This window comes from Salinisphaera sp. S4-8 (genome assembly GCF_040361235.1).
Taxonomy (GTDB): domain Bacteria; phylum Pseudomonadota; class Gammaproteobacteria; order Nevskiales; family Salinisphaeraceae; genus Salinisphaera.
Window position 1 is genome coordinate 54,045 of record NZ_APNF01000007.1, and the last position, 14,370, is coordinate 68,414.

At 62.9% G+C, this 14,370-nt stretch carries 14 protein-coding genes; 6 read left to right on the forward strand and 8 right to left on the reverse strand.

The window, feature by feature from the left end:
- Window positions 1-2 precede the first annotated feature (2 nt).
- The 3 genes from S4A8_RS12115 to S4A8_RS12125 all read right to left on the reverse strand — a co-directional run bounded on the left by S4A8_RS12115 (window position 3) and on the right by S4A8_RS12125 (window position 2,286).
- A complete protein-coding gene (locus S4A8_RS12115; protein WP_353220337.1) occupies window positions 3-1,439 on the reverse strand; it encodes a DUF3375 domain-containing protein in 1,437 nt (478 codons plus the stop codon).
- 182 nt (window positions 1,440-1,621) lie between these two features.
- On the reverse strand, window positions 1,622-2,011 hold the full coding sequence (locus S4A8_RS12120; RefSeq protein ID WP_353220338.1) for a type II toxin-antitoxin system VapC family toxin: 390 nt from the start codon (window positions 2,009-2,011) through the stop codon (window positions 1,622-1,624).
- On the reverse strand, window positions 2,008-2,286 hold the full coding sequence (locus S4A8_RS12125; RefSeq protein ID WP_006914865.1) for a hypothetical protein: 279 nt from the start codon (window positions 2,284-2,286) through the stop codon (window positions 2,008-2,010). Before S4A8_RS12125 ends, S4A8_RS12120 begins: the two co-directional genes overlap by 4 nt.
- A 559-nt stretch (window positions 2,287-2,845) precedes the next feature.
- Here S4A8_RS12125 and ahpC point away from each other — a divergent pair.
- Window positions 2,846-3,409, forward strand: coding sequence for an alkyl hydroperoxide reductase subunit C (gene ahpC / locus S4A8_RS12130; protein WP_353220339.1), 564 nt, complete (start codon window positions 2,846-2,848; stop codon window positions 3,407-3,409).
- 100 nt (window positions 3,410-3,509) lie between these two features.
- Window positions 3,510-5,102: an alkyl hydroperoxide reductase subunit F gene (ahpF, locus tag S4A8_RS12135; protein WP_353220340.1), complete on the forward strand. Its 1,593-nt coding sequence runs from the start codon at window positions 3,510-3,512 to the stop codon at window positions 5,100-5,102.
- 236 nt (window positions 5,103-5,338) lie between these two features.
- Here the strand turns inward: ahpF and S4A8_RS12140 are convergent, their stop codons facing one another.
- The 4 genes from S4A8_RS12140 to S4A8_RS12155 all read right to left on the reverse strand — a co-directional run bounded on the left by S4A8_RS12140 (window position 5,339) and on the right by S4A8_RS12155 (window position 9,145).
- Complete coding sequence (locus tag S4A8_RS12140) at window positions 5,339-6,160, reverse strand: sulfurtransferase (protein WP_353220341.1); 822 nt, start codon at window positions 6,158-6,160, stop codon at window positions 5,339-5,341.
- Between the two features lie 292 nt (window positions 6,161-6,452).
- Entirely contained in the window at window positions 6,453-8,138 is a 1,686-nt protein-coding gene (locus S4A8_RS12145; RefSeq protein WP_353220342.1) for an alpha-keto acid decarboxylase family protein, read from the reverse strand.
- A gap of 183 nt (window positions 8,139-8,321) precedes the next feature.
- Window positions 8,322-8,837 (reverse strand): flavin reductase family protein, encoded by a 516-nt coding sequence (locus S4A8_RS12150; RefSeq protein WP_353220343.1) that lies wholly within the window; start codon window positions 8,835-8,837, stop codon window positions 8,322-8,324.
- Window positions 8,834-9,145 (reverse strand): EthD family reductase, encoded by a 312-nt coding sequence (locus tag S4A8_RS12155; RefSeq protein WP_353220344.1) that lies wholly within the window; start codon window positions 9,143-9,145, stop codon window positions 8,834-8,836. The genes S4A8_RS12150 and S4A8_RS12155 overlap by 4 nt, the downstream gene beginning before the upstream one ends.
- 77 nt (window positions 9,146-9,222) lie before the next feature.
- On the opposite strand from S4A8_RS12155, the gene S4A8_RS12160 reads away from it, so the two are divergent.
- From S4A8_RS12160 to S4A8_RS12175, 4 genes are read left to right on the forward strand one after another with little or no spacing between them, the layout of a single operon-like run.
- Window positions 9,223-9,657 carry an enolase C-terminal domain-like protein gene (locus tag S4A8_RS12160; protein ID WP_353220345.1) on the forward strand — a complete coding sequence of 145 codons (435 nt, stop codon included), beginning with the start codon at window positions 9,223-9,225 and terminating at the stop codon, window positions 9,655-9,657.
- Between the two features lies 1 nt (window position 9,658).
- On the forward strand, window positions 9,659-10,045 hold the full coding sequence (locus S4A8_RS12165; protein WP_353176392.1) for a hypothetical protein: 387 nt from the start codon (window positions 9,659-9,661) through the stop codon (window positions 10,043-10,045).
- Entirely contained in the window at window positions 10,042-10,878 is an 837-nt protein-coding gene (locus S4A8_RS12170; protein WP_353220346.1) for an alpha/beta fold hydrolase, read from the forward strand. Before S4A8_RS12165 ends, S4A8_RS12170 begins: the two co-directional genes overlap by 4 nt.
- Before the next feature lie 38 nt (window positions 10,879-10,916).
- Window positions 10,917-11,810 (forward strand): LysR family transcriptional regulator, encoded by an 894-nt coding sequence (locus tag S4A8_RS12175; RefSeq protein WP_353176394.1) that lies wholly within the window; start codon window positions 10,917-10,919, stop codon window positions 11,808-11,810.
- 121 nt (window positions 11,811-11,931) lie between these two features.
- Here S4A8_RS12175 and S4A8_RS12180 read toward each other — a convergent pair whose 3' ends face one another.
- Entirely contained in the window at window positions 11,932-14,370 is a 2,439-nt protein-coding gene (locus S4A8_RS12180) for a membrane-bound PQQ-dependent dehydrogenase, glucose/quinate/shikimate family (RefSeq protein WP_353220347.1), read from the reverse strand.

The following is a 14,370-nucleotide window of genomic DNA, read 5'->3' on the forward strand; positions in this document are numbered from 1 at the left end:
AATCACCGGCTGAACAGCACATCGGGAACGGTGGCGCGGCGCACCATGCCATGATCGTCGCGCCAGCTCACCTCACACTCGCCGGCCTCGTCGATCAACGCGCTTGGATCGTCGGCGGCCAGCGCCAGCCAAGTCACCAGTTCCGCCAGGCCGCGTTCCAGGGGACTGTGCTCCAGCAACGCCGCCAGGCTGATCTGGTCACGGGTCTGCAGCGCCCGCTGCAGTCGCGAGCGCAGCGCCGCTCGGTCCACGTAAAACTGATCGAACAAAGCGCCGGCATCCAGATCGGCGTCGCCGGCGGCCAGCTCGTTCTGCTCAATGCGCGGCTTCAACGGCGGCCGGTACAGGGGGCGCTCCAGGGGCAGCGTTACCGACGGCGCCAACTCGTCCACCGTCATGCCCGGTGGCTGGGCCGGTGCCTCGCGCACTGCGAGGGCGTGCCGCTCCACCTTGTGCAGCAACTGCATAATGCGGCGATTCTCCAGCCAGGCCTGATCGTCCAGATAGCGTCGCAACTGCTCGGAAAGTCGCGCCACGGTACGCAACGTCGCCTCGCCGGCCTCCAGCCAATCGTAATGCACCCGCTGTAGGCGCGGATCGGGTTCCAGCTCGCGCACTGGGTCCAGTGCCATCACCCGCTCCAGCAGCGTGGACAACTCTTCCTGGCGACTCGGCGACATCAAAAAATCCCAGAACGCACGAAAGGTGCGCCCCTGATCGGTGTCGGTAATGGCATCGTGTTCGCCGAACACCTGCGCCAGCATATCGCCCTTGCTCCCGTCCCAGGCCGCCACTGTTTCACGCACCTGGCGATCCAGATCGCGAAAGTTCTGCTCCACCTGCCGGAAATCCGCCAGCAGGCCCCGGGCGGTGTCCGACATCTGCAAAAAGCGTTCTCGCAGCCGGGTGTCGTCCATCATCCGCAGGCGGCCCTCTTGGATCTCCTCGATCTCCCGCTCGATAGCTTCTTTACGCCGGGTCAGTTCTTCAATGCGCGCCTTTGGATCGGTCTCGGTGCCCTCGGTGATCTCGCGCAGCAGCTCGAAGACCGTCAGCAACCGCGACTCCGCGCCGATAAAACGCTGCCCCTGCAGCGACACCAACCACTGCACCGCTTTCTCTGTGGCCGGCGCCAGATCGTAATGGGGCTCGTCGCTGTCGCGCGGGTAATACTTGCGCAGCCACCCGCGTTCGTCCGCCGCCCAGTCGTTGAGATACTGACGCGCCGGCTTGGGAAAGGCGTCATCTCCCAACCGCTCGCGCAGATGGAAAAGAAAATCCTCCAGTCGCGATGCCAGCTCGGCCTCGGCGAAAGTCCGCTGGTTCGGCTCAATGAAATAGCGATGCAGAAACGCCGCCACCAGTGGCCCATGGTCGGCGGCCAGCAGCCGCCAGCCCGGGTGCTGACGGCGCAAGGTGGTAAGAAAGTCGTAGTCCATATTGATATTAAGGCGAACGCTGTGACCGCGGATTCGAACACGAGTGTTGCCAAATGGCGGGTGGGACATCAAGCGTGGGTTCGCCTGCCGAATTCGACGTCATCGCGCTAGTGCCTGCGGCCGTGCGTACGACGTGACAAGAACCGACCCCGTCGGCGCGCTTGGCGCCAAAAATACGGTGTTTACCAGCGGTGCACGTCAATGCTTTCGATATGTTCGAAATGCTGGTCGTGCGTCCACAGGCCGGCCTGGTTTTCTCGTGCCAGGGCCGCGATCCATGCATTGTTGGTCGGTATCTTGGTGCCGGCGGCGCGTAGTGCGCTCATGATTTGCCGGTAGTGGTGCGCTGTGTCGCGGGTGATGGTGAGGAAGCTCACGAAAGGCTGCGCAAGGAATAGGTCGAGTTGCTGTCGATTGGCGGCGTATCGGCTGCCGTAACGGAATCCGTATTCCAGTTCGCCAATCACGATCGATGCCATGAGGATTGCCTGGCTGTTCTCCAGGCCGCGTAGCAGTGCCTCGTCGCCGCGCATGATGGCGGTATAGGCGTTGGTGTCGAGCAGCGCGATCATGGCTGAAGTCGGATGTCGTCCTCGCGTGATTCATGGATCGCGCGATCGATCGCTTTGGCCTCGGCGTTCGATAATTGACCGGCAAACGCTCGAAGCTGATCGCCGATACCTGGCCCAACCGATGGCACCGCTTCAAGGCCGGCGCCGCGGCGCATGAGCTTGAGCGCGGCCTTGTTCAGCGACGAATTATCCCGAGCGGCGAGCTCGCGAAGGCGTTTTTCAAGTTCCGGATCGAAGCCGCGTAGTGTGAGTTGAGTCATGGATACGCTCCACATGAATCACAGTGAGTCATTGTGACCCGGCTCGCGGTGGGCGGCAACGTGTCGTGTTTCGGGACGGTGAATTCAGGTCCCAATCGCAAGACGTTCTTTTTCGGCGCCGCCGGTAAACCGTTCTGCATCAGGTTGGCTGTTGAGAACACTAACGGCCGCTTGGGCGCTAGCATGCTGAGGTGACGGTCGCTTCGTGAGCATCCAGCGGAGGCTGTACGAAAGGTAAAACGCAGTATCTGCGGTAATGGGGCATGGCTTGGATCAAGCCGACTCAGGGGCGTTCATGTTTTAGCCGCATCCCGTGGTTTATTCACTCGACAACACGTGCCCTAGCTCCGGGGACCGTCTATTTAATTCGCGAGTTGGCAGGCCGGTTCAGCTTCAAATCGCGACCCGGCACCATTGGTAGGAAGCGAGCCGTTATATGAAACGGGTTTAAATTGTGCGCTGCATTATAGCTATCGGCTATCCATATAATATTGATAATAGATTTAAACTTACGATCAATTGACGGCACACTACGACCTTCGTTGTAGTCCGTTAGTCTCAAATAGGAGCAGATATGTCGCTGATCAATACGTACGTGAAACCGTTCAAGGCCACCGCCTATCACAACGGTGAATTCGTCGAGGTTTCAGACGAAACGTTCAAGGGTCAGTGGTCGGTGCTGTGCTTCTACCCGGCCGACTTCACGTTCGTTTGCCCGACCGAACTCGAGGACCTGGCCGATCTGTACGACGAGTTCTCTTCGCGCGGCGTCGAGGTCTACGGCATCTCCTGCGACACGCACTTCGCGCACAAGGCGTGGCACGACACCTCGGACGCCATCAGCAAGGTGAAATACCCGCTGATCGGCGACCCGACGGGTACGCTGGCGCGTAACTTCGAAGTGATGGTCGAGGATCAGGGCGTGGCCCTGCGCGGCACCTTCCTGATCAACCCGGAAGGCCAGATCAAGCTGTTCGAGGTCAACGACGAAGGCATCGGCCGCGACGCCAACGAGATGCTGCGCAAGGTTCGCGCCGCGCAGTATGTCGCCGCGCATCCGGACGAAGTGTGCCCGGCCAAGTGGAAGGAAGGCGAAGAAACGCTGAACCCGTCGCTGGATCTCGTCGGCAAGATCTAGCCGGGCCGGTTGCTGCGTCAACCGGCCCAAGCCAAGCAACCTTTCCCGAAACGGCCGGTCCGAGGGCCGGCCGTTTTCGCATCAACGGAGCGTTTCTTTCATGTTGGATGACAACATCAAGCAACAGCTGACCGCGCATTTCGAAAAGATCACGCACGACATCGAGATCGTGGCCTCGGTCGACGACCGCAAGAGCTCGACCGATATGCTGTCGATGCTCGAAGAACTGGCCGCGCTGTCGCCGAAGATCTCGCTGCATGAGTCGCGCGACGACAATGAGCGCAAGCCCTCGTTCAACATCAGCCGTGCTGGCGGCGACATGCATTTGCGCTTTGCCGGCATCCCGAGCGGGCACGAATTCACTTCGCTGGTACTGGCGTTGCTGCACGCCGGTGGCCATCCGGTGAAGGCCAGCGAGTCGGTGATCTCGCAGATCGAGAATCTCGACGGCGAGTTCCATTTCGAGACCTACATCTCGTTGTCCTGCCAGATCTGCCCGGACGTGGTGCAGGCGATCAACGTGATGGCCGTGCTCAACCCGAACGTGCACGCGACGATGATCGACGGCGCGCATTTCCAGGACGAGGTCGAGTCCCGCGAGGTGATGGCGGTGCCGACGATCTTTCTCAACGGCGAGGCGTTTCACTCCGGTCGCATCAGCCTGGAAGAAATCGTCAACCGGATTGACGACAGCGCTGCCGAACGTGACGCTGCCGACATCAACGCCAAGGACCCGTTCGACATGCTGGTGATTGGCGGCGGGCCGGCCGGCGCGTCGGCGGCGATCTATGCCGCGCGCAAGGGCATTCGCACCGGCGTGGTGGCGGACCGTTTCGGCGGCCAGGTGCTGGACACCGCCGGCATCGAGAACTTCATCTCCGTACCCGAAACCGAAGGCCCGAAGCTGTCCATGCAGCTTGAGCAGCATGTGCTGTCCTACGACGTGGACATCATGAAGCCGCAGACTGCGGCCGAGCTGATCCCGGGCGACCTGTTCGAGATCAAGCTGGAATCGGGCGCTACGCTGCAGTCGCGTTCCGTGGTTCTGTCGACCGGCGCGCGCTGGCGCCAGATGAACGTGCCGGGCGAGGCCGAATATCGTAATCGCGGCGTGGCTTATTGTCCGCATTGCGACGGCCCGTTGTACAAGGGCAAGCATGTGGCCGTGATTGGCGGCGGTAACTCCGGCGTCGAAGCGGCGATCGATCTGGCGGGCATTGTGTCGCATGTCACGCTGATCGAATTCGACGGCCAGCTGCGCGCGGACGCAGTGCTGCAGAGCAAACTGCGGAGTCTGGGCAACGTCACGATCATCACCAACGCCCAGACCACCGAAGTGGTCGGCGATGGCAAGAAGGTCACTGGGCTGAAATATGTCGACCGCGCGAGCGACGAGATGCACGACATCGCCCTGGAAGGCATATTCGTTCAGATCGGGCTGATCCCGAATACCGACTGGCTCAAGGGCGTGGTTGACCTTACGCCGCGCGGCGAGATCATCACCGACGAACGCGGCCAGACATCGCTGCCCGGCTTGTTTGCCGCCGGCGACGTGACCACCGTGCCGTACAAGCAGATCGTGATCGCGATGGGCGAAGGGGCGACCGCCTCGCTCGGTGCCTTCGATTATCTCATTCGCGCGTCGGCGCCGACGAGCGAAGAAAACGAGGCTCCGGCCGCCGCGACGGCCTGACCTGGCTTCCTGACCTGGCTTCGGGCTCACACGCCGTAAATGCAGCGGCCCGCGATCGTGGCGGGCCGCTCTTTTTTTATCCAGCAGCCGCGTCGGGTAACATCCGCATCCTGCGCGGCCGTGCGTAACGCCGGGTCTGGCTGTCCGAAACAGTCACCACGCCTGGGACTTTACGATCGGTAGAGGACGAGCGGACTTCCGTGGGCAAGAAAACGCCCACGACCGAAGGTTGTCGCTTATGCCCCGGTGGCGACCGGCCGCGATGGGTCGCTGCTCCAGGCGCTCCACGAGCCTGGGTACAGACGCGGCAACGGCCGGCCCAGCACCGCACAGGCCAGAATGATCTGGCAGGCGCTGATGCCGGAGCCGCAGTAGCTGATGGTGTTGTCGCCTTGCGGTAGCGCTTGGGCCAGTTCATCTGGAGAAAGGAAACGAGCCTGCTGATCCACCAGCGATCCGGCCGGTAGGCTTCGGGCGCCGGGGATATGGCCGGCGGCCGGGTCGATCGGCTCTTTTTCGCCGCGGAAGCGCTCGCCCGGTCGTGCGTCCAGCAGTACCGCATCGCCGCGGGCGACGTCTTCGGTGGTGGCGATCAGGTCGTCGTCGAACGTCGGTTGCCAGTCGCTGGGGCTCGGTTCGGGCGCTACGCTTTCGATGGGATGGTCGCCGTGGCGCCAGGCCTGCCAACCGCCATTGAGCACATGCACCGATGGATGCCCGGCCCAGACCAGCATCCACCATGCACGCGCGGCCGCGAGCGCACCGCCCATGTCGTCGTAGACCACGACATCGCATTGCGGTGTGATGCCCCAGGCGCGCAGTTGAGCGGCGAACTGTTCGTGACTCGGCAACGGATGGCGGCCGCCTTCGGCCGACGGTGGTGCCGAAAGCGCGCGGTCCATATCAGCGTGCACCGCGCCCGGCACGTGGCTCTCCTGCCAGAGCGCGCGCCCGGCTTCGGCATCCTGCAAGCGCGCCCGTGCATCGAGCACCACGACATCGCGGCCCTTGGCCAGCCAGCTGGCCAGCGTTTCGGCATCAATCAATAGGTCGTTCATCGTTCGTTCCGGCAATGCTCGAAATGGGTATGGCTAAAGCGTGCCAGTCGTTCGTGCGGCGTACCAGCGGGTCTCTGGCAGATCGCCTCGCGATCAAGACAAACCAGGGATTGCCGAGCCGTGGTTGGAGCCGGTCCTGCGGCGCCCACCACCCGCCCATCGCGCCGTTTAAAGCTGCCGAACGGCGCGCCGGATTCGGTTTTCACGCGCAACACGCTTGTTGCGAGCACCGATAGTCAACCGCGCTGGGCCCGATAGGGCTTTCCGAAAACCCGACCGGGCGGTTGAGCCGTCACGGATTGCGCGGGCCCGTGGGCCCGTAGTCGAAGTCCGCGACGGCCGGGCCAAAGCTTTTCAAGCCTGCGGGTGCGTCTTTCGGGTCGAGCTTGAGGATCAGGAAAGCCCCGTGATCGGACGACTCGATACGGGCGAGTGCGTCTTCGAGTTCGCCGTGGGTGGCGGCATGGTACGACGCCATTGTCGTGCTGGCGTTGAACACCTGCGGCAGGCGAGCGTAGTCCCAGGCGGCGATGTCGTTGTAGGCGCGGTCCATGCCGAGGATGTAGCGTTCGATGGTGTAGCCGTCGTTGTCGATCAGCACGATGATCGGGCGCTGGTCGTAGCGCAGAATCGACGACAGCTCCTGTGCAGTGAGCTGGAACGAACCGTCGCCGATGAACAGTAGGTGCCGGCGCTCGGGTGCGGCGAGCAGGCTGCCGAACAGGGCGGGTAGCGTGTAGCCGATCGCGCCCCAGATGTTGGAGGCTACGTAGGCGGTGTTCGCCGGCAGAGGCTGGGCGGACAGGCCGATATTCGATGTGCCGGCTTCGGCGATTACCACGTCGCCGGAACGCACGAACCGGGCCATGCGTGGCCATAGTTTTTCGTGCGTCAACGCGTCGCCTGGTTTGGCCGTGTCGGGCGCTGCCGGCGCAGGCTGGGCCGCATCGGAAGTGGTGTCTACGACCCGGCGTTCTGGCAGGGCGTCCGCGAGGCGGTCCAGCAGTTCGGCGCCGACCACGCCTTCGTAGTAGTCCGGCCCGACCGTCACGCGGTGGTTGCGTACGTCCACGATCGACTCGAATGGCAGCTGGGCGGTGAAGTTGCCGGAATTGCTTTCGATGAAGCGCGGCGACGTGATGACGAGAAAGTCGGCCGATTCGATGCGCTCGCGTACGTCGGCGCTCGACGCGGCGCCGGCATAGGTGCCCAGAAACAACGGGTCGTTTTCGTCGAGCAGGGCCTTTGCGGTGGGCAGCTGTGCATAGGGAATACCGCCGCGGTGGGCGAGTGCGCGCAGGCCGTCGATCAAACCGTGGCGGTCGGCGTCCATGTCGATAAGGATCGCGGGCCGGCTGGCGGATGCGAGTTTTTGCTGCACGTGGGCGAGTGCGGCGTCGAGGCGTTCGGCGTCGCTGGGCGGCATGTAGATGTCGAACGGTGTGTCCGGCGCCTCGATACGCAGATGCGACACATCAGAGGGCACCTGCACATGCACCGGTCGTTGCTTGCGCAGGCACAGGTGTAGGGCGCGATCGATCTCCTCGACGGCGTTGGTGGAGTCGATATGTACCGCAGTTGCCGTGAACGGCGCCATGCTCAAGAGCATGTTGTCGAAGTCGCCGTCGGCGAGCGAGTGGTGGAGCTGAAATCGGTTTTGGGTGGCAAACAGCGGCGGGGCGCCGCCGATTGAAAACACCGGCAGGTGTTCGGAGTTTGCACCGGCGATACCGCAGAGGGCGCTGAGCTCGCCCACGCCGTAGGTGGTCAGCAATGCGCCGATGCCGCGACGCCGGGCATAGCCATCTGCCGCATAGGCGGCGTTGAGTTCATTGCAGGCGCCGACAAACCGGATGCCGTCCATGGCTTCGATCTGTTCCAGCAGGTTCAGGTTGAAGTCGCCCGGCACGCCGATGACGTCGCTTACCCCCGCCTGGCGCAGCCGTGTGAACAGAAACTCTCCCACCGTGGTCTGCATCGCGCGCTCCCTTGTTGTTATCGGTTAACACCCTGCTCGAATCTGCAGGGATGCACCATTGTAGAGCGACGATGGCGCGCCGTTCGAGCGGCCGAACGCGGGGCGTATGCACGTGCGTAAGCCGGCGTGACGGGCTCAGGCGAATAGCGCATGAATGCCCCGCCTTCGGCCTTCTGCGAGCGATTAACCCGCCGCGTTCAGATTTGCATACTCGCTGCCGTAGAAAATCAGCGGCGATGCCTCCTGATGATCGCAGCCGATGACTTCGCCGATGAACAAGGTGTGATCGTGAACATTCACCGTGGATGTGAGTTCGCAGATCAGATGCGCCATCGAGTCTTTCAGGATCGGCACGTCTATGTGGTGGTCGATACCGCAGGATCGGCCCGGGTCGCGCTGGCCAGCGAAGTGGCTGGACAGATCTTTCTGGTTGTCGTTGAGGATGCTGATGCCGTAGCGACCCTCCCGGCGGATGAGGTCGTGCATGCGGCCGGGCTTAAGCGAAATGAGCACGGTTGGCGGCGCCAGGCTGACGGACACGAAGCTGTTTGCGGTCGTACCGTGGAAGCCGTGCTGTGTATCGCCGACGGTGACGACGGTGACACCGGTGGCAAAGCGGGATACGCAGCGCCGGAAGAGATCGCCGTCCACACGTGGCTGTGCCAGGCTGGATGCATAGGCTAGGTTTTCTTGTCTCACGGTTGGCCTCCGCCGATTTCGGCATGCGAGAGCTTGGCGCCGCTGGGTGAATAGTTGGGCACGTCCTCGGCTAAGGCCTTGCCTTCGGCCGAGGCCAGTGCGGCCTGCATCGCCTGCTCGTTCTCGAAATACCCTTTCCAGATACAAAAGAACGGTGGTTGTTCCGCGCCCAGCGCATCGGGATAGGCATACTCATAGCGCAGCAGGCCTGGCAGTTTGATGGCTAACGGGATATGTGTGTCTCGGTAGTAGGTCTTGAACGCTTGGGCGTCGGCCGGCTTTGGGTAGGTCACGATTAGAGCGTGCATACGTATCTCCTTAGCTAGGCCATTTGCGACTGCGGGACGCTTTCCTGCGAGAAGGCGCCAGCCTCCGCCAGCCACGCGTGGATTCGCTCGTCCGAGGCAAGACGATCCCACTGGCGTTCCGGAAAACTGAAGTTCTCGGTAAATTCGTCGCGGATGTCCTGGTTTTGCTCCATGGCAGCGAGCAAGCTCAGAAACTTTCGCTCAAGCTGTGCAAGCACGGCAGTGCGCATAACCTCAAGCGCGTGGCGGGTATCGCGGCGGCGGCGGGAGTCGAACTCTATGGCGGCTGTCTGCTGGAAAGCTCGATCGGCGCGGCGGGCCATCTGCAGGTGTTTGCGACCCTGCCACGGCTCGAGTGGGGCACTGAGCAGTTCGGCCCGAAGATACTCGTCGAGGATCTGGTGACCGACAGCCTCGTCTATCGGGATTTTAAGGTGCATCTGCCGGACGCGCCGGGTATTGGTGTCACCCCCGATCCGGACATTATCGACAAACTCGCGAAAAAGGACTGACATGACCACGCGCGATCTCGTATCCCGCTTTGCGGCGATGGGCCAGGCCCTGGCGGAACGGCCGCATCTGGCCCGGCTGGGCGCCCTGTTCAGCGAAACGGTGCTCGTCGAGGTGGACGGCGAGCAGGTATTTCTGCGCTTTCATCGCGGAGCGCTGGAGCACGTCGAGCCAGGGCCGTCGATGAAGATTCCGTGGCGCTTTGCCTTGCGCGTGGACGGCGAAGCGCTGGACGAATTCTGGTCGCCGGAGCCGGCCCCGTTTTTTCACGACATCTTCGGTTTTGTGAAAACCGGGCGCGGGCGCATCGACGGCGACATTCTCGCTCTGGTCAAGAACCTGCGTTTCTTCAAGGAATTCATGGCGCTGGGAAGGCAGGAGCAGGTATGAACATCGAACCGATCGTGGGCCGCTACGTCAGTGTGGACGTTCAAGGTCAAACCTATCGCGTCTACTTCGAAGAAGCCGGCGAGGGCCAGCCGGTGCTGTGTTTTCATACCGCCGGCGCGGATTCGCGCCAATGGCGCCATTTGATGAACGATGCGCAGGTCACGGCGAATCACCGGCTCATCGCTGTGGACATGCCCTGGCATGGCAAGTCGCTGCCGCCCGAAGGCTGGGAGACCCAGGAATACCTGCTGACCACCGAGTTCTATATCGAGGTCGTGCAGGCGCTGTGTGCGGCGCTGAATCTGTCGCAACCGATCTTTGCCGGCTGCTCGATGGGTGGCCGTATCGCCTTGCAACTGGCGTTGCATCATGCGGCCTCGTTCAAGGGCTTTATCGCGATCGAGGCCAGCGATTTTCAACCGGCCTGGTACGACATCGACTGGTTCCATCGGCCCGATGCGCACGGCGGCGAAATGGGCGCGGCGCTTGTCAGCGCCAACATAGCGCCGCAGGGTCCGGCGGTGGAACGCTGGAATACGCAGTGGATGTCCATGCAGTCCGGCCCCGGCGTGTTTCGTGGCGACCTGAGTTTCTATACCCAGGACGACAGCCTCGTGGGCCGGCTGGGTGAGATCGATACCGCCCAAACCCCGGTGCATATCATGGTGGGCGAATACGATATGACCTGCACGCCCGATGATGCGCGCCGCACGGCCGAGGCCATTGATGGGGCCACACTTGCGATCATGCCGGGTATCGGCCATTTTCCGATGAGCGAAAACCCTGCGGCGTTTCGTCCCTTCTTTCTGGAAGCGCTGGACAAGATGGCCTGAACCGGTCGGGTTTCGCGGGCAGCGGAGGCCCGGGCGGTTTGGAACTGAAGAAATTTCGATACTTCATCGCGGTGGCCGAAGAGCTTCATTTCGGCCGCGCGGCGGCGCGCCTGGGTATCGCGCAACCACCGCTCAGCCGCCAGATCGCCGCGCTGGAACGTACGCTGCAAGCCCGCCTGTTCGACCGCTCGCGTAGCCAGATTCGTCTAACCCAGGCCGGCGAGGCGTTGCTCGAACGTGCCCGCGATCTGATCGAGCGTCTGGAAAGCACCTGTCGGGAGGTGCAACTGATCGGCCAGGGTGGCGCGGGGCGTCTGCGGATCGCCTTCGTCGGCTCGGCCACGCACGGCCCGCTGCCCGCGCTGATCAAGTTCTATCGCTCGCGTTTTCCGCATGTGGACCTGTCGCCCTCGGCGATGAATAACGCCGAACTGGAGCGGGCGCTGATCCAACGCGATATCGATATCGCCGTGGCCCGTCCGCGGCTGCGTGGCGACAATCTGCGCTCCATGCTCTTTGTCGACGAACCGCTGGTGCTGGCCTTGCCGGATACCTCAGCGCTGGCCCAACAGGCCGCGCCGGTGGCCCTGTCCGGTTTGGCCCGCGAAACCTGGGTGTTCTACCCGCGCCGGCCGCGCCCAAGTTTCGCCGACCATGCTGTGCGCTGCTGCGAAATGAACGGATTCACGCCACGCGACCAGATTTTCGCCCAGGACTACCAGACCGCCATATCGCTGGTATCCGTCGGCGTGGGCCTGTCGCTCGTGCCCGAAAGCGTGAGTCGGGTGCAGCGCCCCGGTGTGTGCTTTAGGCCCATGCTCGGTGAGAATCCGGGCACCCAGCTCACGATTCAGGCGCGCAACGACAATCGCCTGCCCCAGGTGCTCAACTTCTTCGATGCCGTGCGTGAGTTTGCGGGTCGTACGGGTTGAGCGCGTGACCGCGCATACCCGCGCGATGTCGTCGTCGAGGTTAGCCCGCAGCGTTTTTACAACACGATTGAAAAAACAACGCCGGCGTATGGCCGGCGTTGTTTTTGTCTAGCGAGCTTGCCTAGGTCGACGGCTTGTCGGGCAGCGCGAAGGCGATGGTGTAATCGCCGCGGTACGTGCCCAACGGTTGATGGCCGCCGGCGGTAATCACCACGTATTCGCGCCCGTCCGCGCCCCGATAGATCGACGGATTCGCCTGGCCGCCGGCCGGCAGGTAGGTCGACCACAACACCTTGCCCGTTTGGGTGTCGTAGGCACGCAGCATGTTGTCGGCGGTGCCGGCGATGAAGGTCAGCCCGCCGGCGGTCATCACGCCGCCGCCGAGATCCGGCACGCTGCTGGGCAGGGGCAGATTCTGCTTGAAGTTGAACGGGCCGGTATGGCGACTGTTGCCCAGGGGCGCACGCCACTTCGTTTTGCCGCTGGCCAGATCGATCTGGTTGATCGTCGCCCAGGGCGGGGCGTTACAGGGCATCTTGATCGGGCTGAGAAACGGATGCAGGTGGATGGCATAGGCCAGGCCGTACTGCGGTTTCCACGTGCCGCCGCCATACCCGTCCGGCGGCATGCCCTTGCCGTCCCAGCGCTGGATTGCGGGTGGGTGGTCGGCTTCGTCGCGCGGGATCAGGGTGCCGATAAACGGCAGATAGTTGGCGACGATATTCATCTCGCCGTCAGGCGAGAACGACGCGCCGTACCAGTCACTGGTGCCGTCGAAGGTCGGGAACATGATCGAACCCTGGCGGGTGGGCGGCGTGAAATCCCCCTTGTAATACGACTGCTGGAAACGCACGCGACACCACATCTGATCGAACGGTGTGGCGCCCCACATATCGGTGGCGCGCAGGTCGCGTTTGGGAAATTGCGGTTCGTCGGGGGAGTAGGGTTGGGTCTTGGACAGCCAGCCCTTGTCGTAGACGCCGTCTTCCGGGCCGCCGGGTACGGGCTGTTCCACCACGCGCTTGATCGGCTCGCCGGTCAGGCGGTTGAGTACGAACACCTGGCCGCGCTTGTTGGTCGACACCAGCGCGGGCGTGTGGCCGCCATGCCGGTCGGGCCACTGCACCAGACTCGGGCCAATCGGGATATCGAAATCCCACAGGTCGGTGTGCGCTTCCTGGAAGTGCCAGAGTTCCTCGCCGGTCTTGGCGTTGAGCGCGACGATCGAGCCGGAGTATGCATCGTCGAACGGCCGGCGCTTGTCGCCGAAGTAGTCGGGCGTGGCGTTGCCCGTGGGCAGATAGACGATGTCGTTGTCTTCATCGCCACTGATGCGCCCCCACACATTGGGGGTGGATGGCGTATAGATTTCGCCCTCGGCCAACGGCGCGGTGGGGTTGGCCTTGCCCAGATCCCAGTGCCAGACGAGTTGACCGGTGACGGCATCCCAGGCGCGCACGACGCCGGAGGGCTCGCCCCAATACCAGTTGTCGAATACATTGCCGCCGGTATAGACCCGGCCGTTCATGACCAACGGTGCCGAGGTTTGTACCAACGTACCGGGCTTCATCGGACCGATGTTCTGGGATAGATCGATCATGCCGTTCGTGCCGAAGCCGGGGCATTTCTTGCCGGTCTTCGCGTCGAGCGCGACGACGTATCGGCCCATGGTCGGCGCGATGATGCGCGTGGCGCACATCTGGCTGCCGTCGGGCGCTTGATAATCGGCCGGTGCCTTGTAGTAGGCCACGCCGCGGCAGTTGACGAAGTTGTTGACCGAATCGTCGATGCCCGTGGGTTTGAACTTCCACTTTTGCTTGCCGGTGGTGGCATCGAGTGCCACCACCCAGGCATTGGGCGTACAGGTATAGGCCGTATTGCCGATCTTGATCGGCGTGGCCTCCGAGCCCCAGTGCGGCGATTCGTCGTAGGCGTGATTCATGTCGCCGCTGCGATACGTCCAGGCTTTTTGCAGCTGCGCGACGTTGTCGGTGTTGATCTGATCGAGCGGCGAGAATCGGCTCTGGCCCTTGGTACGGCCCCAGCTCGGCCAGTCGCCCGGATCGACCGATGTCGCCGGCAATGTGACGTGCTCGCCGTTGTCATTATCTGCCACAGGGCCATCGGGATGGCTTATCCACGGCATGCTGAGCATTACGCCGATACCGACGACGATCAGCGCAAGCGATGCCAGACCGCTCGTCAGCGCCGGGGTCTTCGCCGACGCGATGCCCCGCCATGCCCAGGGCAGCATCAACAGCAAGGCGATCAGCAGCGTCATGTCGAGACGCGGAATCGCGGTGAATACCGTCCACTGATTGAAGCCGGTTTCAGCGAACGACCAGACGATGACCGCCCCGAACAAAAGCAGGTGCAGCCAGAAGGCAATGCCGCGCCGCGCAATCAGCAGGCCGCCGACGAGCAGATACCCAAGGCCGCCGATCAGATAGGCCGGGGTGCCACCGACACGGGTAAGCCAGATGCCCTCGGTGAGTAGCAGCAGGCCAAAAATGACCGTCGCCACACCCATGACGACAGCCAGACGATTCGTTCGCTTCAT

Excerpts from the sequence above, each read along its gene's own strand:
- S4A8_RS12155 (WP_353220344.1), bottom strand. The coding sequence starts at position 9,145 with ATGCACGCTCTAATCGTGACCTACCCAAAGCCGGCCGACGCCCAAGCG.
- S4A8_RS12120 (WP_353220338.1), bottom strand. The coding sequence starts at position 2,011 with ATGATCGCGCTGCTCGACACCAACGCCTATACCGCCATCATGCGCGGC.
- ahpC (WP_353220339.1), top strand. The coding sequence starts at position 2,846 with ATGTCGCTGATCAATACGTACGTGAAACCGTTCAAGGCCACCGCCTAT.
- S4A8_RS12115 (WP_353220337.1), bottom strand. The coding sequence starts at position 1,439 with ATGGACTACGACTTTCTTACCACCTTGCGCCGTCAGCACCCGGGCTGG.
- S4A8_RS12125 (WP_006914865.1), bottom strand. The coding sequence starts at position 2,286 with ATGTGGAGCGTATCCATGACTCAACTCACACTACGCGGCTTCGATCCG.
- S4A8_RS12180 (WP_353220347.1), bottom strand. The coding sequence starts at position 14,370 with ATGAAGCGAACGAATCGTCTGGCTGTCGTCATGGGTGTGGCGACGGTC.
- S4A8_RS12140 (WP_353220341.1), bottom strand. The coding sequence starts at position 6,160 with ATGAACGACCTATTGATTGATGCCGAAACGCTGGCCAGCTGGCTGGCC.
- ahpF (WP_353220340.1), top strand. The coding sequence starts at position 3,510 with ATGTTGGATGACAACATCAAGCAACAGCTGACCGCGCATTTCGAAAAG.
- S4A8_RS12170 (WP_353220346.1), top strand. The coding sequence starts at position 10,042 with ATGAACATCGAACCGATCGTGGGCCGCTACGTCAGTGTGGACGTTCAA.
- S4A8_RS12145 (WP_353220342.1), bottom strand. The coding sequence starts at position 8,138 with ATGCAGACCACGGTGGGAGAGTTTCTGTTCACACGGCTGCGCCAGGCG.
- S4A8_RS12165 (WP_353176392.1), top strand. The coding sequence starts at position 9,659 with ATGACCACGCGCGATCTCGTATCCCGCTTTGCGGCGATGGGCCAGGCC.